General features: G+C 57.0%; 19 protein-coding genes. 17 read left to right on the top strand and 2 right to left on the bottom strand.

Features of this window, described 5'->3' with window-relative positions; translation table 11 throughout:
- The first annotated feature begins 46 nt into the window (after positions 1-46).
- From atpF to CGX12_RS05790, 17 genes are all read left to right on the top strand, one after another.
- Positions 47-517 (top strand): F0F1 ATP synthase subunit B, encoded by a 471-nt coding sequence (gene atpF / locus CGX12_RS05870; protein ID WP_094038959.1) that lies wholly within the window; start codon positions 47-49, stop codon positions 515-517.
- Positions 518-530: 13 nt separating this feature from the next.
- Entirely contained in the window at positions 531-1,061 is a 531-nt protein-coding gene (gene atpH, locus CGX12_RS05865) for a F0F1 ATP synthase subunit delta (protein ID WP_094038958.1), read from the top strand.
- A 14-nt stretch (positions 1,062-1,075) separates the two neighbouring features.
- Positions 1,076-2,617 carry a F0F1 ATP synthase subunit alpha gene (atpA, locus tag CGX12_RS05860; protein ID WP_094038957.1) on the top strand — a complete coding sequence of 514 codons (1,542 nt, stop codon included), beginning with the start codon at positions 1,076-1,078 and terminating at the stop codon, positions 2,615-2,617.
- 42 nt (positions 2,618-2,659) lie between these two features.
- Positions 2,660-3,520: a F0F1 ATP synthase subunit gamma gene (gene atpG / locus CGX12_RS05855; protein ID WP_094038956.1), complete on the top strand. Its 861-nt coding sequence runs from the start codon at positions 2,660-2,662 to the stop codon at positions 3,518-3,520.
- A gap of 33 nt (positions 3,521-3,553) precedes the next feature.
- Positions 3,554-4,942, top strand: coding sequence for a F0F1 ATP synthase subunit beta (gene atpD, locus CGX12_RS05850; RefSeq protein WP_094038955.1), 1,389 nt, complete (start codon positions 3,554-3,556; stop codon positions 4,940-4,942).
- 18 nt (positions 4,943-4,960) lie between these two features.
- The gene (locus CGX12_RS05845) at positions 4,961-5,386 is read left to right on the top strand and encodes a F0F1 ATP synthase subunit epsilon (protein WP_094038954.1); all 426 of its coding nucleotides are present in this window, start codon (positions 4,961-4,963) and stop codon (positions 5,384-5,386) included.
- A gap of 276 nt (positions 5,387-5,662) precedes the next feature.
- Positions 5,663-7,027, top strand: coding sequence for a bifunctional UDP-N-acetylglucosamine diphosphorylase/glucosamine-1-phosphate N-acetyltransferase GlmU (gene glmU, locus CGX12_RS05840; protein WP_094038953.1), 1,365 nt, complete (start codon positions 5,663-5,665; stop codon positions 7,025-7,027).
- Between the two features lie 299 nt (positions 7,028-7,326).
- Entirely contained in the window at positions 7,327-8,097 is a 771-nt protein-coding gene (locus CGX12_RS05835; protein ID WP_094038952.1) for a DeoR/GlpR family DNA-binding transcription regulator, read from the top strand.
- A gap of 10 nt (positions 8,098-8,107) precedes the next feature.
- Positions 8,108-9,940, top strand: coding sequence for a glutamine--fructose-6-phosphate transaminase (isomerizing) (glmS, locus tag CGX12_RS05830; RefSeq protein ID WP_094038951.1), 1,833 nt, complete (start codon positions 8,108-8,110; stop codon positions 9,938-9,940).
- 144 nt (positions 9,941-10,084) lie between these two features.
- Entirely contained in the window at positions 10,085-10,912 is an 828-nt protein-coding gene (locus CGX12_RS05825; RefSeq protein WP_094038950.1) for a TnsA endonuclease C-terminal domain-containing protein, read from the top strand.
- Positions 10,899-12,986 (top strand): TnsB C-terminal domain-containing protein, encoded by a 2,088-nt coding sequence (locus CGX12_RS05820; protein ID WP_094038949.1) that lies wholly within the window; start codon positions 10,899-10,901, stop codon positions 12,984-12,986. The genes CGX12_RS05825 and CGX12_RS05820 overlap by 14 nt, the downstream gene beginning before the upstream one ends.
- A complete protein-coding gene (locus tag CGX12_RS05815; RefSeq protein WP_094038969.1) occupies positions 12,979-14,598 on the top strand; it encodes an ATP-binding protein in 1,620 nt (539 codons plus the stop codon). The genes CGX12_RS05820 and CGX12_RS05815 overlap by 8 nt, the downstream gene beginning before the upstream one ends.
- A 3-nt stretch (positions 14,599-14,601) precedes the next feature.
- Positions 14,602-16,098, top strand: a complete 1,497-nt coding sequence (locus CGX12_RS05810; protein ID WP_094038948.1) for a TnsD family Tn7-like transposition protein — start codon at positions 14,602-14,604, stop codon at positions 16,096-16,098.
- Positions 16,095-17,699 (top strand): Tn7-like element transposition protein TnsE, encoded by a 1,605-nt coding sequence (locus CGX12_RS05805; protein ID WP_094038947.1) that lies wholly within the window; start codon positions 16,095-16,097, stop codon positions 17,697-17,699. The genes CGX12_RS05810 and CGX12_RS05805 overlap by 4 nt, the downstream gene beginning before the upstream one ends.
- 199 nt (positions 17,700-17,898) lie before the next feature.
- The gene (locus tag CGX12_RS05800; protein ID WP_094038946.1) at positions 17,899-18,822 is read left to right on the top strand and encodes a DUF4007 family protein; all 924 of its coding nucleotides are present in this window, start codon (positions 17,899-17,901) and stop codon (positions 18,820-18,822) included.
- Complete coding sequence (locus tag CGX12_RS05795; protein ID WP_217898132.1) at positions 18,782-22,138, top strand: hypothetical protein; 3,357 nt, start codon at positions 18,782-18,784, stop codon at positions 22,136-22,138. The genes CGX12_RS05800 and CGX12_RS05795 overlap by 41 nt, the downstream gene beginning before the upstream one ends.
- Positions 22,131-22,973 (top strand): phosphoadenosine phosphosulfate reductase family protein, encoded by an 843-nt coding sequence (locus CGX12_RS05790; RefSeq protein WP_094038944.1) that lies wholly within the window; start codon positions 22,131-22,133, stop codon positions 22,971-22,973. Before CGX12_RS05795 ends, CGX12_RS05790 begins: the two co-directional genes overlap by 8 nt.
- A gap of 6 nt (positions 22,974-22,979) precedes the next feature.
- On the opposite strand, the gene CGX12_RS05785 is transcribed toward CGX12_RS05790, so the two are convergent.
- Both CGX12_RS05785 and CGX12_RS05780 read right to left on the bottom strand, forming a co-directional pair.
- Entirely contained in the window at positions 22,980-23,867 is an 888-nt protein-coding gene (locus CGX12_RS05785; protein WP_094038943.1) for a protein kinase domain-containing protein, read from the bottom strand.
- Between the two features lie 18 nt (positions 23,868-23,885).
- Positions 23,886-25,235, bottom strand: coding sequence for a DUF262 domain-containing protein (locus CGX12_RS05780; protein WP_094038942.1), 1,350 nt, complete (start codon positions 25,233-25,235; stop codon positions 23,886-23,888).
- Positions 25,236-25,247: the final 12 nt, after the last annotated feature.

Here is a 25,247-nt window from a genome sequence, read left to right as displayed (position 1 = left end):
CCGGTCTGTCAATCAGTTAGCTAACCATTTTTAAAGGAGAGTTGCGATGAACATGAACGCAACAATCCTCGGTCAAACGATCGCGTTTATCATCTTCGTTTGGTTCTGCATGAAGTACGTATGGCCGCCCATCATGGCCGCCATCGAAAGCCGCCAGAAAGAGATCGCCGAGGGCCTGTCCTCCGCGGAGCGGGCCAAGAAAGACCTGGCCCTGGCGCAGAACAATGCAACCGAACAATTGAAGGAAGCCAAGCTGCAGTCCGCTCAAATCGTTGAGCTGGCCAACAAGCGCAAGGCCCAGATCATCGAAGATGCAACGCGTGAGGCCCAGGCCGAGCGTGAAAAAATTCTGGCACAAGCCCAGGCGGAAATTGAAGCCGAACGCAATCGTGTCAGAGAGGAACTGCGTAAGCAGGTTGCTGCTCTTGCCCTGGTGGGTGCAGAGAAGATCCTCGAGCGTCAGATTGATGCCGCTGCCAACAGCGACATCGTTGAGAAAGTAGTAGCTGAACTGTAAGGGACATAGAGCTATGGAAATGAAAACCATTGCTCGCCCCTATGCCAAAGCAGCTTTCGATTTTGCCGTTGAGAAAAACGCGGTTGAGCACTGGTTGTCCATGCTGACTTTCGCGGCCGAAGTGGCCCGGAACGATGCCATGACCCAGGTACTCAGCAGCGATCTGAACGCGGAAAAGATGGCCGAGGTGTTTTTGGCTGTCTGTGGCGAACAGCTCGATGAGCAAGGCCAGAACCTGATAAGGGTGATGGCCGCAAACGGACGCTTGAGTGTGTTGCCGGCAGTGGTGCAGGAGTTCGTCTTGATGAAGGCGGAGCTGGACCAGGAAGTGGAAGCCGATGTGGTTTCCGCAGCCAAACTGACCAAGCAACAAGTGGCCAAGATTCAGGCTTCCCTCGAGAAGCGCCTGGGGCGCAAGGTGAAGCTGAATTGCAGCGTCGACAATAGCCTGATGGCCGGCATCATCATCAGAGCCGGTGACATGGTGATCGACGGAAGTGTGCGGGGCCGTCTGTCCCGCTTGGCCGAAACGCTGCAATCTTGATTGGGGAATAGAGCATGCAACTGAATTCAACTGAAATTGCCGAGCTGATCAAACAGCGTATCGAGCAATTCAATGTTGTCAGTGAAGCACGAAACGAAGGTACCATCGTGTCCGTAAGCGATGGCATCATTCGTATTCACGGCCTTGCTGACATCATGCAAGGTGAAATGATCGAACTGCCGGGCAACCGTTACGCCCTGGCCCTGAACCTGGAGCGCGACTCCGTGGGTGCCGTGGTCATGGGTCCCTATGCGGATCTGGCCGAAGGCATGAAGGTCCAGTCCACCGGTCGTATCCTGGAAGTACCGGTCGGCCGCAGCCTGCTGGGCCGCGTGGTCAACACCTTGGGTGAGCCGATCGACGGCAAGGGCGCCATCGAAACCGACACCTTCTCTCCGGTGGAAGTGATCGCCCCGGGCGTTATCGACCGTCAGTCGGTGGATCAGCCGGTGCAGACCGGTTACAAGGCCGTTGACGCCATGATCCCCATCGGCCGTGGCCAGCGGGAGTTGATCATCGGCGACCGCCAGGTGGGTAAAACCGCCCTGGCCGTCGACGCCATCATCAACCAGAAAGACTCCGGCATTAAGTGTGTGTACGTGGCCATCGGCCAGAAAGCGTCCACCATCGCCAACGTGGTGCGCAAGCTGGAAGAGCACGACGCTCTGAAGAACACCATTGTCGTGGTGGCTTCTGCGTCCGAGTCCGCTGCCCTGCAATACCTGGCGCCTTACGCCGGTTGCGCCATGGGTGAGTTCTTCCGTGACCGCGGCGAAGATGCCCTGATCGTGTACGACGACCTGTCCAAGCAGGCCGTGGCCTACCGTCAGATCTCCCTGCTGCTGCGCCGTCCGCCGGGCCGTGAAGCCTATCCGGGTGACGTTTTCTACCTGCACTCCCGTCTGCTGGAGCGCGCGTCCCGCGTGTCCGCCGACTACGTGGAGCGCTTCACCAAGGGTGAAGTGAAAGGCCAGACCGGCTCGCTGACCGCGCTGCCGATCATCGAAACCCAGGCCGGCGACGTGTCCGCCTTCGTTCCGACCAACGTGATCTCCATCACCGACGGTCAGATCTTCCTGACCACCGAACTGTTCAACTCCGGTATCCGTCCGGCGGTTGATCCGGGTATCTCCGTATCCCGGGTAGGTGGCGCGGCCCAGACCAAGATCGTGAAGAAACTGTCCGGTGGTATCCGTACCGCCCTGGCCCAGTACCGCGAACTGGCGGCCTTTGCCCAGTTCTCTTCCGACCTGGACGAAGCCACCCGTAAACAGCTGAGCCACGGCCAGAAAGTGACCGAGCTGATGAAGCAGCAGCAATACCGTCCCATGTCCGTGGCCGAGCAAGCCCTGGTGCTGTTCGCCGCCGAAAACGGCTACCTGGACGATGTTGAGCTCAAGCTTATCACCACCTTTGAAGCCGCCCTGCTCGCTTACGCCAATTCGGAACATGCCGCCCTGATGGCGGAGATCAACGAGCAAGCCGACTACAACAAAGACGTTGTAGCCAAGCTGACTGCGTTGCTGGATAGCTTCAAGGCTACCCAGTCCTGGTAACCATGTGGCAGCAGCCGCTGCCACCTGAATTGGAGAAGCGACATGGCCGGCGCAAAAGAAATACGTAGCAAGATCGGGAGTGTGAAAAACACTCAGAAGATCACCAGCGCTATGGAAATGGTGGCCGCCTCGAAAATGCGCAGGGCGCAGGATCGGATGGCCCACAGCCGCCCATACGCTGAAACCATACGCAAGGTGATCGGCCACATCGCGCAGGGGAACTTGGAATACAAGCACCCCTACTTGGAAGACCGCGAGGTCAAGCGCGTTGGGTTTATTATCGTCTCTACCGATCGGGGCCTCTGTGGTGGCTTGAACATCAACGTGTTCAAGGCCGCCATGAATGAAATGAAGGCATGGACCGACAAGGGCGTGGGTATCGACCTGGGCCTTATCGGCAACAAGGCGGTGGGCTTTTTCAACCGCTATGGCGGCAAGGTGATCGCCCAGGCCACGGGATTGGGTGACAACCCCTCCCTCGGCGAGCTGATCGGCTCCGTCAATGTCATGCTGGAGGCGTACGATAACGGTGAGATAGACCGCCTGTATCTGGTGTACAACAAGTTTGAAAACACCATGGTGCAGAAACCCCGGGTCGATCAACTGTTGCCTTTGCCTGCATCGGAAGAAGAAGTGGCCAGCCACAGCTGGGACTACATCTACGAGCCGGATCCCAAATCGCTGCTGGACAAGCTGCTGGTGCGCTTTGTGGAATCGCAGGTGTACCAGGGTGTGGTGGAAAACCTGGCCAGTGAGCAGGCTGCCCGGATGGTGGCGATGAAAGCCGCTACCGACAACGCCGGCAACCTGATAAACGATCTGCAACTGGTGTACAACAAGGCCCGTCAGGCCGCCATTACCCAGGAACTGAGCGAGATCGTGGCCGGGGCCGGTGCCGTATAAGGCGAAGGTATTCAAAGGTTTAGAGGATTTGACATGAGTAAGGGTATCATAGTCCAAATCATCGGCGCGGTCGTGGACGTGGAATTCCCGCAAGATGCGGTTCCCCACGTTTACGATGCGCTGAAGATCACGACTGAAGGCCAGGGCCAGGGTCTGGTTCTGGAAGTTCAGCAGCAAATCGGCGGCGGCGTAGTACGCTGCATCGCCATGGGTTCCTCCGACGGCCTGCGTCGCGGTCTGGAAGTGGAAAACTCCAATGCACCCATCCAGGTGCCGGTGGGCGTGAAAACCCTGGGCCGGATCATGGACGTGCTGGGCAACCCCATCGACGAAAAAGGTCCGGTGGAATCAGAAGAGCGCTGGTCCATCCACCGCGAAGCCCCCAGCTACGAAGAGCAGTCCAGCTCTACCGAACTGCTGGAAACCGGCATCAAGGTAATCGACCTGGTTTGCCCCTTCGCCAAGGGTGGTAAGGTTGGCCTGTTCGGCGGCGCCGGCGTGGGCAAGACCGTTAACATGATGGAGCTGATCCGTAACATCGCCATCGAGCACAGCGGTTACTCCGTGTTCGCCGGTGTGGGTGAGCGGACCCGTGAAGGTAACGACTTCTACCACGAGATGACCGAGTCCAACGTACTGGACAAGGTATCCCTGGTATACGGCCAGATGAACGAGCCGCCCGGCAACCGTCTGCGCGTGGCGCTGACCGGCCTGACCATGGCCGAGAAGTTCCGTGACGAAGGTCGTGACGTTCTGCTGTTCGTCGACAACATCTACCGTTACACCCTGGCCGGTACCGAAGTATCCGCACTGCTGGGCCGTATGCCCTCTGCGGTAGGTTACCAGCCGACCCTGGCGGAAGAGATGGGCGTGCTGCAGGAGCGTATTACCTCCACCAAGACCGGCTCCATCACCTCCGTACAGGCCGTTTACGTGCCCGCGGACGACCTGACCGACCCCTCTCCGGCCACCACCTTCGCCCACCTGGACGCGACCGTGGTACTGAGCCGTCAGATCGCCGCCCTGGGTATCTACCCGGCCGTTGACCCGCTGGATTCCACCAGCCGTCAGCTGGATCCGCTGGTGATCGGTCAGGAGCACTACGAGGTGGCTCGTGGCGTGCAGTCCGTACTGCAGCGCTACAAGGAGTTGAAGGACATCATCGCCATCCTGGGGATGGACGAACTGTCTGAAGACGACAAGCTGACCGTAGCCCGTGCCCGTAAGATCGAGCGTTTCCTGTCCCAGCCCTTCTTCGTGGCCGAGGTATTCACCGGTTCTCCCGGCAAGTACGTCTCCCTGAAGGACACCATCAGTGGCTTCAAAGGCATACTGAACGGCGACTACGATGCGCTGCCCGAGCAGGCGTTCTACATGGTTGGCTCCATCGACGAAGTGGTCGAAAAAGCCAAGAAACTGTAAGCCTCGAAGGAGGACCTGATGGCTGACTATAGCTTTCACCTGGACATTGTCAGTGCCGAGGAACGTCTGTACTCCGGCTCTGTCACCGCGGTGACTGTCTCCGGCTCTGAGGGTGAATTGGGGATCCGTTACGGACATGCCCCCTTGTTGACGTCCATTCGTCCCGGCCTGGTGCAGTACCTGACCAAGGCCGGCAAACAAGAAGTCCTGTACGTTTCCGGCGGCATGCTGGAAGTACTGGGCAGCAGTGTGATGGTTCTGGCCGACACTGCGATTCGCGCCGAAGATCTGGATAAAGCCAAGGCCGAAGAAGCCAAGAGGGCGGCGGAAGCCAAGCTGCATGGTTCGTCTCACGACACCGACTATGCGGAAGCGGCCGCCGAACTGGCCCGGGCTATGGCGAAACTGCGCGTGCTGCAGTTGCTCAAACAGAATGTGCGGTAATTCATACCGCCTCGAAAAGCGACCTCAGGGTCGCTTTTTTTTTATAAAAAAATCAGAATAACAGCCGGTTGAGCGACTCAAGCAAGCAACAGCAAAGATATGGTGCCAATGCCGTCTCTGTGTAGCCGCCGCTTTAGCCGGCGGACAAGTGCGCCTGGCCTTCAGGCTCCCCATCGTTGGCAGGCTTTCGCCACCTAAAGGGGCGGCTACAGGAAAAAGCATGACGCAGCTCAAATTGACGTTTTCACTTTCCATCATTACGGGATTATCAAGCTTATGAGCATTCAGGCGGTTATTCTGGCGGCGGGCAAGGGCACCCGCATGCGTTCCTCCCTGCCCAAGGTGTTGCACCCGGTGGCGGGACAACCCATGGTCGGCCATGTGCTGGCGGCGGCCAGGGCCTGCGGCGTGGACGGCATCCACCTGGTCTACGGTCACGGCGCCGACCAGCTCAAGGCCAGGATAGCAGCGCCCGGCATCACCTGGGTACACCAGGAGGAGCAACTGGGCACCGGCCATGCGGTGGCGGTGGCGCTGCCGGATCTCAACGACGACGACAGGGTGCTGGTGCTCTATGGCGACACCCCCCTGTTGCAGGCCGACACCCTGCGCCGGCTGCTGGCCGCCCATCCCGACAACGGCATCGCCCTGCTCACAGTCCGGCTGCCCGATCCTACCGGCTATGGCCGCATCGTGCGGGAAAACGGCAAGGTCACCGGCATCGTCGAGCAGAAGGACGCCAGCCCCGCACAGCTGGCCATCGACGAGGTCAACACCGGGGTGCTGGTGGCCAGGGCCGGACAGCTCAAGGCCTGGCTGGGCCGGCTCGACAACGACAACGCCCAGGGTGAGTACTACCTGACCGATATCTTCGCCATGGCCCATGCCGAGGGCTGCGAGATCAATACCGTGCACCCGGCCAGCACCGCTGAAGTGGAAGGGGCCAACGATCGGCTGCAGCTGGCCGGCCTGGAGCGGGCCTACCAGCGGATGCAGGCCGAGCGGCTGATGCGCGACGGGGTGACCCTGCTGGATCCGGCCCGCTTCGATCTGCGCGGCGAGCTGAGCGTGGGCGAAGAGGTGGTGATCGACGTCAACGTCATCATCGAAGGCGAGGTGCGGCTGGGCAACCGGGTGCGTATCGGCGCCGGCGCCATCCTCAAAAACTGCGTGATCGGGGACGACGCCGAAGTGAAGCCTTACTCCCTTATCGAGGGTGCCGAACTGGGCCAGGCCAGCAGCGCCGGCCCCTTCGCCCGGCTACGCCCCGGCGCCGTGCTGGCGGAAGATGCCCACGTGGGCAACTTCGTGGAGATGAAGAAGGCCCGGCTGGGCAAGGGCTCCAAGGCCGGCCACCTGAGTTACCTGGGCGATGCGGAGGTAGGCGACAAGGTGAACATCGGCGCCGGCACCATCACCTGCAACTACGACGGGGTGAACAAGTTCCAGACCGTGATCGAGGACGGCGTTTTCGTCGGCTCCGACACCCAACTGGTGGCGCCGGTGCGCATCGGCAAGAACGCCACCCTGGGCGCCGGCTCCACTATCACCAAGGACGTGGCCGAGGCCGAGCTGGTGATCACGCGGGTGCCCCAGCGCCATATCAAAAACTGGCCCAGACCGGTTAAAAAGAAGCCATAAGCCTGAGGCTGGAAGCTGGAAGAAAGACGGCGCGGCTGCGATTTCACAGCCGCGTTTTTTATTTTCAGATTTGCCTGTAGCTGCCACTTTAGTTGGCTGGGCCTGTGAAACAGGCCTGGAGTAGATTTTTGCCTGTTGGTTTGCGCCGGCTAAAGCGGCACCTACAGCTAAACACCGCAACCTTTCAGACCACTCGGGCAGCTGATCGCTTCCAGCTTATGGCTGACCGCTTTCTTTTAGTTGATCGTTTATCTTTTGATCTGCTAGCATTCGGTTTCGATTCGAAACTTAGTGCGACCATGTCGAAACGCAATACCCAACAGCGCCGTCATATCATCGTCTCCCTGCTCAACGAGCGGGGCGAGCTGACGGTGGACGAGCTGGCCCGCCGCTTCGAGACCTCGGAAGTGACCATCCGCAAGGATCTGGCGGCCCTGGAGAAGAACGGCCTCTTGCTGCGCCGCTACGGCGGCGCCGTGCCGGTGCCCAGCGAAATGGTGGCCGAGCACGGCGGCGAGCCGGTTTCGAAACGAAAGCAGGCCATCGCCCGGGCGGCGGCGGCGCGCATCCGCGATCACAACCGCATCATCATCGACAGCGGCAGCACCACGGCGGCGCTGCTCGGCGAACTCGGCAGCAAGCACGGCCTGGTGGTGATGACCAATTCGCTCAATATCGCCAATGCCCTGCGCGAACTGGAGCCGGAGCCGACCCTGCTGATGACCGGCGGCACCTGGGATGCGTCATCCGAGTCGTTCCAGGGCCAGGTGGCGGAGCAGGTACTGCGCTCCTATGACTTCGATCAGCTGTTTATCGGTGCCGACGGCATCGACATCCAGCGCGGCACCACCACCTTCAACGAACTGACCGGCCTGTCGCGGGTGATGGCGGAAGTGGCCCGGGAGGTGGTGGTGATGGTGGAGTCGGACAAGATAGGCCGCAAGATCCCCAACCTGGAGCTGCCCTGGACGGCCATTCACACCCTGATCACCGACGGCGGCCTGTCGGCCGCCGCCCGAGAACAACTTGAACAGAAGGGCATTAACCTGGTTATTGCCCCCGAACACTGAGGATTTGACTATGTGCGGAATTGTAGGGGCAGTTGCCCAGCGGGACGTGGCGGAAATACTGGTGGAGGGCCTGCGCCGCCTGGAATACCGGGGGTATGACTCGGCCGGGGTGGCGGTGATCGACGGCGAGGGCAAACTCGGCCGGGTGCGCCGGCTGGGCAAGGTGCAGGCCCTGGCCGAGGCCCTGGAACAGCAGCCGCTGGCCGGCGGTACCGGCATCGCCCATACCCGCTGGGCCACCCACGGCGAGCCCTCGGAGCGCAACGCCCATCCCCATGTGTCCGGTGACATCACAGTGGTGCACAACGGCATCATCGAAAACCACGAGGAGCTGCGCGTCGAGCTGCAGGCCAAGGGCTACGAGTTCGTGTCCGACACCGACACCGAAGTGATTGCTCACCTGGTGCACTGGCACCGCCAGCACTGCGACTCCCTGCTGGCCGCCCTGCAGACCGCGGTCAGGCAACTGCGCGGCGCCTACGGTACCGTATTGATGGACACCAAGGATCCCTCCCGGCTGGTGGTGGCCCGCTCCGGCTCGCCCCTGGTGCTCGGCCTGGGCCTGGGCGAGAACTTTATCGCCTCGGATCAGCTGGCGCTGCTGCCGGTAACCCGCCGCTTCCTGTTCCTGGAGGAAGGGGACGTGGCCGAGGTGACCCGCCGCGATATCCGCATCTTCGATGTGAACGGCGCGCCGGTGGTGCGCGACGAGCTGGAATCCGACGTGTCCCACGATGCGGGCGACAAGGGCGAGTACCGCCACTACATGCTGAAGGAAATCTTCGAGCAGCCCAAGGCCATCACCGACACCCTGGAAGGGCGCATTGCCGACAGCCATGTGGTGGTGGAGTCCTTCGGCAACGGTGCCCGCGCCATTTTTGAGCGGGTGGAGCATATCCAGCTGATTGCCTGCGGCACCTCCTACCACTCCGGCATGGTCGCCAAATACTGGTTCGAGGCCCTGGCCGGGGTGTCCTGCGATATCGAGATCGCCTCCGAGTTCCGCTACCGCAAGTCGGTGGTGCGGCCCAACAGCCTGCTGATCACCCTGTCCCAGAGCGGTGAAACCGCCGATACCCTGGCGGCGCTGCGCCTGGCCAAGGCGTCCGGCTTCATGAGCAGCCTGGCCATCTGCAACGTGCCCGGTTCTTCCCTGGTGCGGGAGTCCGATCTGGCGTTCATGACCCGGGCGGGCGCCGAAATCGGGGTGGCGTCGACCAAGGCCTTCACCACCCAGCTGGCCGGCCTGCTGATGCTGGTGGCCGCCATCGGCCGCTGCCGCGGCAACATGGATGCCGACACCGAAGCCCGGCTGGTGCAGGCGCTGCGCAGCCTGCCGGCCCATATCGGCGAGACCCTGGCGCTGGCCAGGGACATCGAAGCCCTGGCGGAAGAGTTTGCCGACAAGCACCACAGCCTGTTCCTCGGCCGCGGCGATCAGTACCCCATCGCCATGGAAGGGGCGCTCAAGCTCAAGGAAATCTCCTATATCCATGCCGAAGCCTATGCCGCCGGCGAGCTGAAGCACGGCCCACTGGCGCTGATCGACGCCGACATGCCGATCATAGTAGTGGCGCCCAACAACGATCTGCTGGAAAAGCTCAAGTCCAACGTGGAAGAAGTCCGCGCCCGGGGCGGCATCCTCTATGTGTTCGCCGACAAGGAAGCGGGCTTCAAGGGCGACGCCACCATGAGGGTGATGCCGCTCAACCACGTGGACGAGCTGATCGCGCCCATCGTCTACACGGTGCCGCTGCAGCTGCTGTCCTACCATGTGGCCCTGATCAAGGGCACCGACGTCGACCAGCCGCGCAACCTGGCAAAATCGGTCACGGTTGAATAAGAAAGACAGTAGAGTAGATAAAAACTGTGGGATGAAAATAAAGTATCATCATTGAAAATATAGTTTCATCATTAAAAATAAAGTTTCATCCTTGCCCGTCATCGACTATGTTGAATTTATCAACAGTCGGTGGCGGGCGTTTTTATGGCAGGAACATTCAAGGGGCTGAGCCAGCAGCAGATTGACAAACGTCTGCGAGAAGGGCGCGGTCAAGGCCACGGGCCCGGATACAAGCCGTTCATCTACACCCGGGACGTTTCTTCCCTGGGACGTTCGCACCGCCTGCTCGGCTCCAAGAGTTCCCGTTTGCACCACCTCCTTTCCGACCTGGAATTGGCCGTGTTCCTGATGCTGGATTGGTCGCCGAAAGTGCTCGATATACGCGAGCAGTTCCCGATGCGGTCAGAGGACACCGTCCGAATTGCTAGGGACCTTGGCATTCCTCACTCTTCTTTCAAGGGCACACCACAAGTCCTCAGCAGTGATTTCCTGGTGGATTTCGATAACCCGGAAATGCCCGTAATGGCCTTTCAGGCCAAGTACAGCACCGATCTCAGAAAGTCTGAAACCATAGAGCGGTTGATGCTCGAAAAGCGTTATTGGGAGGAAAAAGGGATCCCTTGGAAGCTGGTTTCTGAAAAAGAGCTATCCAGGCCGGTACAGGACAATATCCAGTGGCTTTACCCGGCAAGTGCTGAAAAAGACGTGTCTCTAGACGAGTTACACCATTATCAATCTTTGTTTGTAAAAGAGTTTGAGCAGAATCCGAATATGCTCCTGACGACCATTAGTCAGCGTTTGGATATGGCTTACAATCTTCAGGCAGGTCATACCCTGTACTGGCTCAGACAACTGCTGGCCCGCCGTGTTTTTATGTTTGATATCAACTTGTCTTACCGCAAGTTGACCTCCGCTGATATTCGTCTTAATCGCCACAATGATGGTGGGGAGGTAAATATTGCTTCCGGTTAACCAGGTTTTTTCATGGGCAGGGCATCGTTACCGATTGTTATGGTGTTCTGGTGATATCGCCATCTGGATTGAAATAGACGATGACACATCGTTGCCGGTGTGTCTTCCTCTTGAAGAGTTGGAAAGGCTGCTTCTGGATGAGGAAGTACAGCGGATTGATGATCCTTTTATTCAGGCCATCATGCGGGAAGTAGAAGAGGGGACACCGGACTGGCAGAAGAGGGAGCGGGCATGGAATATGCTGGCCGCGCATGTCGAAGATCCGGGATTACTGGACAGCCGCACCAGAGGTCATATCGTCAGGTCCATCATGGAGGAACATGGAGTTACCCACCAGACGGTCTATCGCTACCTTAAGCGCTACTGGCAACGGGGCATGTGCAAAAACGCCCTTCTGCCCGACTATTTCAAATCGGGAGCCAAAGGCAAGAAGCGCCAGGTTACGGGAACCAAACTGGGCAGGCCCAGGGTGGTGAGGGACGGCACCGGCGTGAATATAACGCCCGACATTGAAAGGGTGTTCAGAAGGGTTATCGAAACCAGCTTGCTGAAAGAAAAACATCTCTCTGTGGCCGATGCTCACGCCAAGTCGCTGAACTTTATCAGGGCTATATATCCAGACTCTCCGGCCTCTGAAATGCCAACACCGGAACAATTTCGCTATTTTTTTCGCAGGGAATACGAGAAAACCAGTGTACTGGAAAAGCAATCTTCCGCGATTGATTTTGCCAAGGACATCAGACCCTTGAGGAGCACTTCTACAGCAGAAGCCTTGGGGCCGGGTCATCGATACCAGATAGATGCGACTGTGGGCGATCTGTATCTGGTTTCGGAGCATGATCGCAGCCTGATAGTGGGACGTCCTGTCATCTACGTTGTCGTGGATGTTTTCAGCCGGATGGTCACCGGGCTGTATATCGGTTTTGAAGGACCTTCCTGGGTTAGTGGCATGATGGCTCTGGCTAATGCGGTAACTAACAAGGTGGAGTATTGCCGGCAGTTTGGCATTGATATCGGCCCTGACGACTGGCCGGTACAAGGGTTGCCGGATGTCATCCTGGCGGACAAGGGGGAACTGAATGGCACCAAGGTGGAACCCTTCTCTGAAGCCTTCGGAATCCGTATCGAAAATGCCTCCGCCCGGCGAGGGGACGCCAAGGGCGTAGTAGAAAGGATGTTTCGTACTTTGCAGGACGGATTTAAACCCTATGTTCCGGGCGTGGTGGAAGTGTCTACGAGCCGTAAACGTGGCGGACACGATTACCGGCTGGATGCCAGTCTGACGTTATCGGAATTCACCCGATATATCGTAGCAGCAGTGCTCTATCACAATAACTTCAGGACCATGGCGAGGTACGACCGGGCAGAATCCATGCCTGGCGACCTTCCCGCCGTTCCGCTGGATATTTGGAATTGGGGCCTGGCCAACATGACAGGACGACTGCGCCAGGCACCCGAAGAATTGGTTCGTATCAACTTACTTCCTCATGATGCGGCAACCCTGTCGGACCGAGGAGTCAGGCTATTTGGTTGCTTCTACACCTGCCCTGAGGCCATCAAGGCTGGTTGGTTTCACCGAGGGGCAGGGCAAAGGCCCGAAAAGGTTCAGGTGGCGTACGATCCCCGTTGCGCAGACCATATTTATATTCGGCCCAATAAGTCACTCAAGGACTACTGGGTATGTGACCTGGCCGATCTCAGCCGGCGTTTCCGGGGAATGACGTTTTGGGAGGTGTGGCAGCTCACCCGGGCAGAGAAGAAAGCTGATGCTAATGCGCTGATGGTTGCCACCCAGGAGAAGGGGAAATTGCTTGAACAACTGGAAGCCATTGTGGCCGAGGCTGATGCCAGCAGACCAGATCGCTCCGGGTTGACCAAGAAGGACTTGGGTACTCGCATCCGGGAGAACAAGCAGGGTGAGAAACAGCACGAACGAGGCCGTACAGCTGTAAGGCCAATTAAGAAGCACCAGGACAAAACCGCCGACATAGTGCCGCTGAAGGGCGAGAAGCCGGATGACTATGCCTTTCCTGATATGGGTGATCTGATTTTCGGAGATGATGGCGATGAGTGAGCCGACCAGTGTGGCTGGTATTCCCGAGGCTGAGTACCAGGATCCGCTGTTGCCCGAATACCGGGGCAATCCGCTGATTTGCGCCCTGCCCCCGATTTACGGCCTGCAGGAGGTGGTGGGTAAGCTCCAGTTGATGCCGGCTTTTGATCCCCAGGAGATATTCCTGGATGGTCGCCTCAGGGGGCATGCCATTGCCCGTTTACTACATTCGTTTTTCCAGCCGCTCAACCACCACCTTGAGCTGGAGGACAAAATCAGCCTGATGATCCGTCAGGGATACATTGGGCGTAATCCTGCCAGTGGTGCCTGGTATTCGCACCTGCAAAACGGTTTCCGGCGGGTGGAAGAGGAAGACCTGGAGGCCAGGATATATGAAAACGCCTCATCCACCGCCAGCAGCCTGTCATTGTTCGGGTGCTCGGGATGCGGCAAGACCCGGACCCTGGAACGCATCCTGGGTATGTATTCCCAGGCACTGTACCATCCGGAATACAACATTACCCAACTGACCTACCTCAAGGTGGATTGCCCCATTGACGGCGATCTCGATGAATTGTGCCTCAGCTTTTTCAACCAGGTGGACAGGGTTTTGGGTACTCAGTACAGCAGGAGCCATGGTCGCAAGAAATTGGGGACCAAACGCCTGCTGGCCAGCATGTGCCAGATTGCCAATCTTCATGCTCTTGGGGTACTGATTATTGATGAGGTACAGAACCTCAACGAGGCCAGATCTGGCGGTGCCGAGAAAATGCACAACTTTTTCGTCTCCTTGGTCAATACCATAGGTGTCCCCATCATCCAGGTGGGGACTCACAGAGCCAGTAAATTCTTCCAGCGGACTTTCCGGGCGGCCCGCCGGATTTCAGGATTGGGCAGTGTCCGCTGGGACCGCTTGCCCCAGGATCAGCACTGGCAGAGGATGCTGAAGCGCCTGTGGAAGTACCAGTGGCTGAAGAATGCCGCGCCTCTGGATGATGAACTGGAAAGTACCATGTATGAGTTGACCCAAGGCGTCATGGATATCGTGGTGAAGCTATTCGTGCTGGCCCAGATAAGGGCGATTGTGACCGGCGTGGAGTCCATCAAACCGCTGTTGTTGCGTAAGGTCTATGAAGACGAATTCAAACCTGTTCATCCCATGCTGGCGGCCCTGAGGAGCAACAGAGCAGAGCTTATTGCCCGGTACGACGACTTGCTGATGCCAGAGATTGAAGGACGGCTGATTTCTCTTACTCAGGCACTAGAAAACATTCCCGATCCTAAACCAGCCCCGCCGCCAAGCGATGATAAAACCAAACGGTTGCTGGCCTTGCTTGAAGCAATGGATATCCCCCGGGATATCGCCATGCCCATGGCCGACGACCTGTTGAGGAAGAATCCGGATATTCCGCTGGCGGCCCTGGTGCATAAGGCTACCGCCTATCTTGCCCTAGGCGAAGACAAGCCAAAACCACCAAAGGCCAGCAGAGTGAAGCTGGCCGAATGGGGAAATCTGCCACCTGACGACCTGCGGAACATCTATGCTGCCGGCCCTGAGGGCGAAATTTACGACAGGTTCAAGCAAGCCGGCCTTGTTTTTGATTTGAGTACCCTGCTGGACAAGGCGGGGTGACGCATGTATTTCCCCAGGCCCTACCCCGATGAACTGTTGTACAGCCTTATCGCCCGTTGCCGGGTCCACCTGGGGCTTGATAGCCACAAAGGCCTTCTAAGGCTTTTATTCGATGACACCAGGGTAGCGGCAATCACCGACCTGCCAACCCATTTGGAATTGCTTGCCGGCAACATCGGGTGGAAGGCGGAGGAGCTGCTGCAGCAACATACCCTGTTCCCGCTGTATGCCCCTTTTATCCCCGAGGCCCGCAGACGGCGGTTGCGGCAAGCCATGCTTGCGGCCGATATCCCGGGAGCCATTGGACTGGCGGGCTCGAGTACCTCCAGGGTCAAATGGCCGGGCTGGCTGCGTTATTGCCCCCTCTGTTTTGAAGATATGCAGGGCAGGTACGGTGAGGTGTACTGGCGTCGCTGCTGGCAGGCCATGGGGGCGGACGCCTGCCCGGTGCATGGTTGCATGCTGCTGGATTCCCCCGTCCCGTACCGGCGGCAGGAGCGGCACGAGTTTATCTCGGCTTCACCCGTGTTCGATCGACGAGGCGGTGCCCTTGGCGTGGCGGGCAGTGGTGCCATGGCGGTTTCCGGTTTGGTGGTGCAGCTGCTCTCCCTAGGGGCTTGCCCAACTCCCGGCTACCGGGGCTGGACCCGTTTTTATCAGGTACTGGCGGCCGACCATGGTGCCAGCCGGGGGCGCCAGGTGAAAGCCGGGATATTGTGGGAGCGGGTGCGTTCGTGTCACACCAGCGGATGGCTTGCCTGCAACGGCTTGCTAGGGGATGAGCCCCCAAGCTGGTTTGTGGCACTCTTCCGCAAGCATCGCAACAGCTTCAGCTTTTTACAGCATATAACCCTTTGGTCCGTCTTCCGTCCCGGGCAGGCCGTGGGGGAGATCATCAGGGAAGCCCATGACATGGCGCACTATCCTGTTCCCAAACCTTATGCCCAACTACCGGCAGCGCCCGGGCAGTTGCAACAACGCCGGGAGCATTGGCTTGCCGCGCTTTCCCGGAACGGTGGTGCCAAGCAAGCCAGGATTAACGGTGGTGGCGCCCTCTATGCCTGGCTGTACCGGCACGACCGGGAGTGGCTGATGCAAACCAATGGCACCCGGCACACCAAATCCGGCAACAACAGCCAGGTTGACTGGAGCAAGCGGGATCGATACCTGGTGCGGTTACTGATCCGGATTGGAGAGTATGCGGCCGAGGACCTGGCACTGCCGCGCAAGAGCAGGAACTGGTTCCTGGGCCAGCTGCCGCATCGTGCGTCTGTGGCACACCACCTTGGCCAGATGCCCCTTTGTCGGGCTTTCCTCGAGCGATATTCGGAATCCGTTGGGGAGTTCCAAATCCGCAGGCTGACCCGGGCAATCCTCGAAGACACCAGGCAGGGCAACCATTCAAACCTGTGGGAGCTGGAAAGGCGCTGCGGGCTGCAAAAGGGCAGGGTGGCACCACTTACCGTCGGCTTTATCAACTATATGGGAGGGTTGGATTGAGCAGGATCTTATTTCGTCAGATCCCCAAAGGGAGCAAGTTGTTGGCAGCGGGCAATTTTTTCAAGGGGGGATCGCCTGGTTCGCAATGGCGGTTGGCATCTTTTTTCGATCGGGAAGGCCAGGTTAGGACCGAGCGTTTTGGCCTGGAGATGGCTTGTGTCTTGGGTGTCGGCCGTGAATTTACCGGTGAAGACGATACCCCGTACCTGTCGCACGGTTTCCGCAAGAAACTCGTGCTGCCTCCGGTAGGTGAATGGAAGGAGGCGACATTGGGTCGTTGTGACCGTTTGTCCAAGAGGTTGGCCCAAAAGCCCGAGATTGCCGGCCAGCAGTGTTTTGTGTTCGAGGCCGATGGCGTTACCTTCTGGCTTCCGAAATTTGAACTGGCGCGAAAGCTCTTTTTCCATGCCGGCTTTTTAGTCCGGGCGGCCTTCGAGCCCAATGGCCTGGACATGGTGTTTTCCGTGATAAAGGAGGAGGGCGCCTACCATATCCATACGCCTTCCAGGACGGGGGCGCCAGTCCAGTACCTCAAGATAAAGGGATACCGGGACCTCTTCAGCTGGCTGCTGCTGGAGCGTGAGATGAGGAGCGCCTTCGAATCCATCTGGATGTGCCTGAACCAGGAACAAGTGCGGGGAGGCTCACAGTACGCCAGGTGGCAGTTCAACTTCTTGCCCCCCGAGTGTCTTTCTGGCGTTACGATGGAAGTGCGGGGGCCTTGGGATCGGGACAGCGGTGACATGCTGGTCTGGGAAATACAGTCCCTGCAGGGACTGAGGTTCGAGGTTGATGACGACATTTTCTTCCATCACCCGTCCCTCAAAATGTCGGTCCGGGGGGAAGGCGGTGGTTGGAGCCCGCCAAACCGGGAGGGAGCGGATATCGAGGTGGATGCCGACGAAGAACCGGACGAGGACAAGCAGCGGCAGCTTATCGAGCTGCCTATCGAGGGGATGTTTTTCAACAGGAATCCGGCCACCAGGGTTGCCTACAAGGGAAAGCAGGCCAACGGCCACGGCAAAAAGGTGGACGACGAGCAGGTGCCGGGCGGCGGAACCAAGGCCTTGGGGCTGGCCGACGACGTGGCAGGCGGCACCATCGCACCGGGGGAGCTCAACCAACTCGAAAGACAAGAGGAGCAGGAAGAGTACCCGAACCGCTTTGTGATGCTCAGGGAAATCATCCAGCAGATAGCCGAGGAACCGGGTATCGAGCTGCTGGAACTGGAGGTGAAGCCCTTACCCTACGTACCTCGCTGCAGCTACCACATGATGGCTGATGACACAGCTCGCTGTTACTTGATGGCGAGGTTCAGACTGGAAGATGGTAGGGATCGATATCTGTTGGAGGTTGATACATCAGATCACCGGAAGACCATGTCAACGCGGATCATGAGCTTCAAAGAAGGTGCTGAGGCAGGGAAAAGCATAGATAGGATTTTGAAGGATATGGTGAAAGCGTCGTTGCGTTGGCCAAGCACTATGGTGAAGCATTGTGAGCCATTGCACTCCGTGCACCACCCGAAAGAAAGCTCATTTGGTGCCAATCCCGCTAGGATATTCAACTGGAAGCAGCGAATACGAGCGCTCCTAAGCTGATCGTAAAACAAACAGAAGTATCTTGGCTGCAACATACCCTGAAATCATGCCCACGTTTTCATACCGGCAGTCGACCTATCAGACCCGACTTGAGGCTTCGATATTTGCCACAGGTAGTAATGTGCTGTATATTTGTACAGGTTTCCGGTTGTCATAATCGGACTGGAGGGATTCACCAGTTTCAGGTAAGCTGCCTACCATGAAAAGTACAACATCAAAACTCAACCGCAAGAAGTCTGTCTACTTCTCTGGGCACGAAACGTTTCCGCTGCGCCAAATGTGGCTTAAGAAAGCTTTTGACCAAGCGACCGTTGATAGGCTGATACCCAAGACTACCTTTACCGATGACTCCGCCATCGCAGCCTTCGGTGTGGGTAAGAATATGGTTGCATCGATTCGGCATTGGGCCTTGGCGTGCGGAATCATGACTGACGAAGGGGACGCTTTCCGCTTAACAGACTTCGCCATGGACACTCTGTCAAAGGACGGTTTTGATCCATACGCAGAAAACCCCTCCACCGCGTGGTTTGTACATTGGCAACTAGCAGGCAGGTGCCATCGCTCCACCACGTGGTATTGGCTATTCAACCATGTGACCGCTCCTACGTTTACACGCCAAGAACTCGAAGAACCTTTGGCGCTCTACGCCCGCACTCTTGACCCTAAGCATCGACTGTCTACCGCCACTATTTCGCGTGACTTGGAGACCTGCCTACGCAGCTATGCTCCACGTACAGCAAACGGTTCTCCAGAGGATTTCGCTGAACCTCTACTTGGCGAGTTGGGGCTGCTTCAAGAGGTCCATAGGGGACAATACGCATTCCGCCGGGGCCCCAAGGCCGCGCTTCACGACGGTATTTTTATCTATGCCCTTATTGATTTTTGGGATAAAACGGCCGCCAACCAAAGCTCACTAGCTTTTGAAGCGATCGCTTATGCTGAAGGGTCGCCCGGCCGTGTATTCAAGCTCGACGAGGAGTCGATCGCCCAACGACTGATTTCTTTGGCCGACTTCACTGATGGCAAACTCGCGTGGACAGACTCTGCGGGCCTTCGCCAAGTCCATAGAAAAGACCTCACAGATGACGATCGAAATGAAATGGTCAGAAGAGCTTATGGCTGAGACAAAAGAGCAGATGCTCGCGGACATCGTTCAGATTTCACACCAATACCAACGCTCAATCCGGATCGATGCAGATATTGGCCGTTCTGATGCATTGGACGGCTACATATTCCATGCGACCGCATCGACAGTGGTAGATGGAATGTGCAGGCAGCTTTCGGCAACCAACCAACGTAGCTTCACCTGGACTGGACCATTCGGCGGAGGTAAGTCGTCCCTAGCAGTGGCTCTAGCGAGCGCTCTGCATTCTGACAACAGCCTTCGTGAGAAAGCTCGCTCCGTTCTAAACTTGGGCTCGAAGTCGGAATTCGACAAGGCTTTCCCTGTCCAAAACGGTTGGCTGGTTATCCCGGTTGTGGGCAGACGCGGCAGTATCCTCAAGGAGTTGGATATATCTATCCGCAAAGCCCGAGGCAAGAGTTTTGACGGTCGAAACAAACCCAATGCACAGGGCGTCATTGCCGATCTTCTTGCTGAAGCTAACAGTCGCCCGAACGATGGTGTCCTGGTATTCGTTGACGAAATGGGCAAATTTCTTGAGGCCTCGGCCCTAGGCGCAGGCGACGATGTCTATTTCTTCCAAGAGCTAGCCGAAGCATCTGCACGCTCCGAAGGCCGGCTGGTTGTGATTGGAGTGCTGCATCAATCATTCGCGCAGTACGCCAACCGTCTCGGCATCGACACGCGTGACGACTGGGCCAAGGTCCAAGGTCGTTACTTGGACCTTCCTTTCGTTGCTGCAAGCGATGAGGTTGTTGAGCTCATCGGCAGTGCGATAGAAGCCAAGCAGCGCCCAGAATGGATACGGGAGGCTTCAATATCTGTTGCTGATGCAATCAGATCGCGCCGCCCCGCAGTCGGCAATGATTTCGCTTCTGCCTTGGAGCGTTGCTGGCCACTGCACCCAACCATGGCTGCTTTGTTGGGCCCGATCTCAAAGCGGCAATTCGGCCAAAACGAGCGTAGTACCTTCGGCTTCCTCTCCTCGGTAGAGCCCTATGGCTTCCGTGCTTACTTGCAATCGACGCCGCTAGACCAATCATCTTGGTATCGCCCTAGTGACTATTGGGACTATCTGCGCGCGAATCTAGAGCCCGCCATCCTGGCCTCTTCCGATGGGCACCGCTGGTCCCAAGCGGTCGAAGCCGTGGAGCGCGCCGAGGCAAAGTCTGGCGACCCTTTGCTTGTGGCGATGATCAAGAACATCGCAGTCATCGATTTGTTCCGCAATGGCTCGGGGTTGTCCGCCGATCTGCAAGTTTTGTCGAGTCTATTCCACGATGTGCCACAGGAGCAGATCGAGGAGGTTCTTAAGAAGCTCACATATCTCAAAGTGGCTTTGTATAAGAGCTACACCGGAGCTTGGTCAGTCTTTGAGGGCAGCGATTTCGACATTGATGCTGCTATTGCCCAAGCATTGGCCGTGTCTCCAGGAATCGACTATACCAAGCTATCCCAGTTCATGGGTTTGCATCCCGTAGTAGCCAAGCGGCACTACCACGAAACGGGCTCCATGCGCTGGATGGAGTTCTCGCTGCGTAGCATCGAGCAGGCGGAGAAGATCGCCAAAACCTATTCTCCCCAACGGGGCGAGTTTGGCCAGTTCATCCTTGCTCTTCCTTGCCGCGACATGACCATTCGTGAGGCCCGAGAGCGGGCCCAAGCCTGTGCGTACGAGAAGCCTTGGCCGGTGCTGGTGGGCATCCCGGACAACCATGCCCGGATTGCTGAACTTTCGGCCGAATTAGTCGCCTTAGAACAGGTAAAGAAGCGGCCCGAGCTTGAAGGTGACACGGTAGCTCGTCGTGAAGTCTTCGCCCGTTTAACAGCTACGCGCACCGCTCTCGAAGACCAGCTCCAGGCCGCAGTTTCACTGTGCAGATGGCACAATGGAAGCGACAAAATCATCGAGCCTGGAGCTAAGCTTTCTCCTATCGCTTCAAATCTCGCGGACAATCTCTATGAGTATTGTCCTCGTGTGTGGAGCGAGCTAGTCAATCGCGATAGTGTTTCGAGCAATAGTGTCAAGGCTCGACGTGATCTACTACACGCCATGATCAACGCCGAAGGTCAAGAGCGGTTGGGTATCGAAGGATTTCCCGCCGAGCGAGGTCTTTTCGAAACGCTGCTTGTCGCATCGGATCTCTATCGAGTTGAAGGAGGGGCTTGGCGCTTCTGTGAGCCATCTGCAGCCTCTCCTAAAGGCTTCGTCCACCTCTGGAAAATTACCCGGCAGCTTTTCTCGGATGCTAATACTCGTGTCGGTGTGAATGCGGTCTACGACCGTTGGAGCAAAATCGGCATGAAGCAGGGCATCTTGCCCGTGTTTCTCACAGTGTTCTTACTGGCGCACAAAGCTAACATCGCCGTATACAAGGAAGGCATGTTCATTCCCCGGCTAAGCGATGCGGATATCGACGAGTGCCTGCAAGATCCTGCTCGCTTTACACTCCGCTGGATCGCTATTGATGAGGACAAGAGCCAAATTCTAGAAGGTATCTCCAGTCTCCTTGAAGAGGTTGGAGAGAAAGGGGGTGCAGCCGATCCTCTAGAGGCGGCACGAGGCCTCGTGGCGATGATTTTCAACATGCCCGAGTGGTCTCGACGTACGCAGCGATTGGGTGAAACAGCCAAAGCGATCCGGGATATGCTGTTAAAGGCCAGCGATCCGCACAAAGTCTTGTTCGTTGATTTGCCTTCGCTACTGGAAGCTGCCGATGCTAAAACCTATGTGACCGCTCTGCGCGAGCCGCTGCAAGAGATCGCAACAGCCTATCCAAAGATGCTCTCCGAAGTTGAAAGCAGAATGCTCGAAGCGCTTGATGCGACTTCAGAGGACTTAGCGTCTTTGCGTGAAAGAGCGAAGTCGGTAGCCGGCATTTCAGGTCATTTCAGGCTCGATGCGTTCTCTACACGCCTTGCCTCATACGATGGCAGTCGTCAGTCACTGGAGGGGATTCTGAGCCTGGCGGCAGAAAAGCCGCCGCGCGACTGGGTTGACCGTCACATCGATACAGCCGTGCTGGAGCTTGTCCAGTTCGCTAGGCGCTTTCGCGAGGCTGAGGCTTTCGTCGGGGTCAAAGGACGTGAAGCACGCAGTGAAGCCATCGCCTTGGTTATTGGCACCGGAGCGGATACTACGACGATCTCTCGATCATTCGCGCTCTCGGAGCGCCATCGTCAGACGGTGGATGACAAGGCCGCTGAACTAGCCTCAATGTTACAAGACCAAGGTTTTGACACTGATGTTCTGCTAGCAATCCTGGCTAAAACCAGCATGAAGCTGGCAAAGGAAAAGGAGCACGTGAATGGCTGAGCGACACGTACTGGGCCTCTCTGGTGGCAAAGACAGCGCAGCTTTGGCTGTGTGGATGCGTGACCATCACCCAGAGTTAGACATCGACTACTTCTTTACTGATACCGGTGAAGAGCTCCCAGAGGTTTACGAGTTCTTGGGAAGGCTCGAAGGCTACTTGGGTAAGCCCATTGAGCGGCTCAATCCCCGCCGAGATTTCCGCTTTTGGCTTCGCGAATATAACCACTTCCTTCCCAGCCCGCAGACGCGCTGGTGTACCCGCCAACTCAAATTGGCACCGTTCGAGCAGTGGGTCAAACCATGGCTGGCAGCTGGAGACACGGTGTTCTCCTACGTGGCCATTCGTGCTGATGAGGAGTACCGCGAAGGGTATGCGGCAAAAGCTCAAAATCTGATAGTGAGATTCCCCTTTCGCGAAGCTGGCATCGACAAAGCAGGCGTGTTCGACATCCTAGAATCTTCCGGCGTAGGCTATCCGAAGTATTACGAGTGGCGCTCACGTAGCGGCTGCACCTTCTGCTTTTTCCAGCAGAAGATCGAGTGGGTGCGCCTCAAAGAGCAGCATCCCGAGGATTTCGAAAAGGCCAAAGAGCTAGAGAAAGACGCTTTGGAGCATGGATCACCGTTCACTTGGTCTAAGGGTGAGTCACTCTGTGACTTGGAAAAACCGGAGCGTATTGCTGAGATCAAGGCAGAATACGAGGCTCGGCGTGCGCGCCTTCGCCTAAGCATCCCTATCAATCCTCTACGGCCTGTGAAGGCCTGCCCCGAAGACATCGACGATATCTACGGGGAAGATGAAGGTGGTGGTTCCTGCCTTATCTGTCACAAGTAGGTGCGATTACCTGATGATCGCACTTTCCAAGGCTGCGCTGAACTCTGCGCTCGTCTGAAACCGATTTTGACAGTTGTGAAGCAGAGCCCGCTCCATAATTGGGAATAGCTCCGCGGGACCACACCAGTCGGTGTCACGGACTATTCCAGTTGGATGACGACCGCAGGCGGCATACCAAAAGACAGATGCTAATTGGAACACGTCTGACGTTTGGTCAATCGAATCAGCACAACCCAAGTTTTTGTTGAATGCTTCTGGCGACATCCACTGAACTGGCCCAATTTTTTCATCAACACGCGATAGATCAGGTCCTCCCTCATGCAAATCGCATAGTCCAAAATCACTGATCGCCCAAGCACTGCCAACCACCAAAATGTTCTCAGGCTTGATATCGCGGTGGAGAGCCTTCTCATTTATTTTCACCAACGCTTTGGAAAGCCCGAGAAATTGCGCAAGATAAGTCGCAGGAGGAATTTGTTTAGGTGTCCGAGCGTGCTCAGCCAAGTTTTCTGAAGCCTTCATTAGAATAACAAAAGGTAACTCCTCCGAGCCCCCCCGCTTTTTAGGGATTGAACGTCCCCCTTGCCTAATGCGTTCGGTGCGAGTGCCCGGGACAGTGCCGGTCGCGACAAATCGAATGATGTGTGGATCATCAAACTCTCGCAGCAACTCAACCTCTCGTTGAAAGCGCTCGCGGCGACGCTGTCGCAATTCAACTTGGAATTTGACAGCATAGCTATCGCCTGAGAGCCTTTCATTGCATTCGTGAACAACAGCGTTACCCCCTGCTGCGATACGTTCGCCCACGATGTAAATGCGACCATCATCACCAGCAATTTGATCCTCGATCGTGTAAGAGCTGGATTTATTTCGAAATAACTCGATTTGGCTCATACCCAGGCCTTTGGCAAATTATTCGTCTTCTTCGACATTGTTGTATTCGTCGTCGATAGCGCCGGAGATATCGGCTCCCTCAATGAGCACTTCGGTGGAGATATCGCTCCTGCACCTCTCATGAGCCCATCTGGCGTTTGACAGCTGGAAAGCCTTGGTCCCTTTTGACCAGTAGAGCACTGATTTGGGTAAGCTAGTCTCTCCTACATCGAGCTCACCGCACCCGCCGCACTTGAAGCCTTCTGCTGGGGGGCATCCGTCACCTGTAAATAATGGGTCAATGGCAAATCGAATATCACTAGCCGTCCTCGATATGATTATACGTTGTTCGTCGTCATCCATCGCCGCAGCGTAAGTTCCTCGCAGAATGGCTCGGATGAACTGCATGCGCCAATTGCGGCTTGATGCCGAGTTCGCTTGGGAGACACAGTAAACCGCGTATTTGCTGAGGATCGGCACCTCTGATGTGGGGGCTATCCGCTTGTCCAGTAGAGTCAAGTCTTGGCGTAAGATGCTCACGTCGCCAGGCAGAACTAATCCATCGCGCCTCAGCGACAAGGTGGCAAAAAAGAGTGAGTAGAAGTCTGCTTTTTGCTTCCAACGGGTCTTTTTCATCGGATAGCTAGAATCGAAGATCTTCGTGATGTCGGAGATAACACCTTCGAACTCTGAGCGAGCCGCATGGGATTCAGTTTTGGACCAAGCTGCGTAGTCGCGGCAACACTCGTCAATTGCATTCTTCTTATCGCTGATGCCCCTGAGCTGAGCAGCGAGCAACTCGCTGACATATTCGACATCCAGCGAGCGACGACGTGCCGTCGCGTTGAACAGCCCTAGTTCGTCGAGAGAATCGAGGTTGGCCAGCTCCTCAGAGGTCTTCAAGAACTCGCCCGGAAAGTCAGCCTTGCGCAGCTCCTGCCGGTTCAATGGAACCAAATATTTGTTGACACGTGAATAGACCTCCCGAAGTTCTTCTTGCGGCAAGCCGGAAGCCTCGTTGAAGTCGATGGAATATAGCAAGACGTCATCGCGGATATCCGGCGGGAGCTGCGAGAACGTCATGCCGTCGTAGGGTCCTTTGTATGGATCCTCAAGCTTGAAGCCGTCTTCCAAGAATGAAAGAATTGTGGAAATGCGTTGCTGACCATCAATTACACTGCGATAGGTCCTCATGTCTTTGATGGTCTTGGACACAAAGATCTTCGGCATCGGGATGTCGTTAAGGATGCTGTCGATAAGCATCACCCGAGCAGCTTCGCCCCAGACTTCACGGCGCTGGTAGTCGGGTTGCAGCAGCAGAGTTCCATTTCCGTTCCATTCTCGAATATCGGCGATCGTGTGTGGACTGGACTGCCATTTCTTGGCCATAGCGGCTCCTTA

This window comes from Zobellella denitrificans (assembly GCF_002237365.1).
Classification (GTDB): domain Bacteria; phylum Pseudomonadota; class Gammaproteobacteria; order Enterobacterales; family Aeromonadaceae; genus Oceanimonas; species Oceanimonas denitrificans.
This window is presented reverse-complemented; position numbering and strand designations above follow the sequence as displayed.

Excerpts from the sequence above, each read along its gene's own strand:
- atpF (WP_094038959.1), top strand. The coding sequence starts at position 47 with ATGAACATGAACGCAACAATCCTCGGTCAAACGATCGCGTTTATCATC.
- atpH (WP_094038958.1), top strand. The coding sequence starts at position 531 with ATGGAAATGAAAACCATTGCTCGCCCCTATGCCAAAGCAGCTTTCGAT.
- atpA (WP_094038957.1), top strand. The coding sequence starts at position 1,076 with ATGCAACTGAATTCAACTGAAATTGCCGAGCTGATCAAACAGCGTATC.
- atpG (WP_094038956.1), top strand. The coding sequence starts at position 2,660 with ATGGCCGGCGCAAAAGAAATACGTAGCAAGATCGGGAGTGTGAAAAAC.
- atpD (WP_094038955.1), top strand. The coding sequence starts at position 3,554 with ATGAGTAAGGGTATCATAGTCCAAATCATCGGCGCGGTCGTGGACGTG.
- CGX12_RS05845 (WP_094038954.1), top strand. The coding sequence starts at position 4,961 with ATGGCTGACTATAGCTTTCACCTGGACATTGTCAGTGCCGAGGAACGT.
- glmU (WP_094038953.1), top strand. The coding sequence starts at position 5,663 with ATGAGCATTCAGGCGGTTATTCTGGCGGCGGGCAAGGGCACCCGCATG.
- CGX12_RS05835 (WP_094038952.1), top strand. The coding sequence starts at position 7,327 with ATGTCGAAACGCAATACCCAACAGCGCCGTCATATCATCGTCTCCCTG.
- glmS (WP_094038951.1), top strand. The coding sequence starts at position 8,108 with ATGTGCGGAATTGTAGGGGCAGTTGCCCAGCGGGACGTGGCGGAAATA.
- CGX12_RS05825 (WP_094038950.1), top strand. The coding sequence starts at position 10,085 with ATGGCAGGAACATTCAAGGGGCTGAGCCAGCAGCAGATTGACAAACGT.
- CGX12_RS05815 (WP_094038969.1), top strand. The coding sequence starts at position 12,979 with ATGAGTGAGCCGACCAGTGTGGCTGGTATTCCCGAGGCTGAGTACCAG.
- CGX12_RS05810 (WP_094038948.1), top strand. The coding sequence starts at position 14,602 with ATGTATTTCCCCAGGCCCTACCCCGATGAACTGTTGTACAGCCTTATC.
- CGX12_RS05800 (WP_094038946.1), top strand. The coding sequence starts at position 17,899 with ATGAAAAGTACAACATCAAAACTCAACCGCAAGAAGTCTGTCTACTTC.
- CGX12_RS05795 (WP_217898132.1), top strand. The coding sequence starts at position 18,782 with ATGACGATCGAAATGAAATGGTCAGAAGAGCTTATGGCTGAGACAAAA.
- CGX12_RS05790 (WP_094038944.1), top strand. The coding sequence starts at position 22,131 with ATGGCTGAGCGACACGTACTGGGCCTCTCTGGTGGCAAAGACAGCGCA.
- CGX12_RS05785 (WP_094038943.1), bottom strand. The coding sequence starts at position 23,867 with ATGAGCCAAATCGAGTTATTTCGAAATAAATCCAGCTCTTACACGATC.
- CGX12_RS05780 (WP_094038942.1), bottom strand. The coding sequence starts at position 25,235 with ATGGCCAAGAAATGGCAGTCCAGTCCACACACGATCGCCGATATTCGA.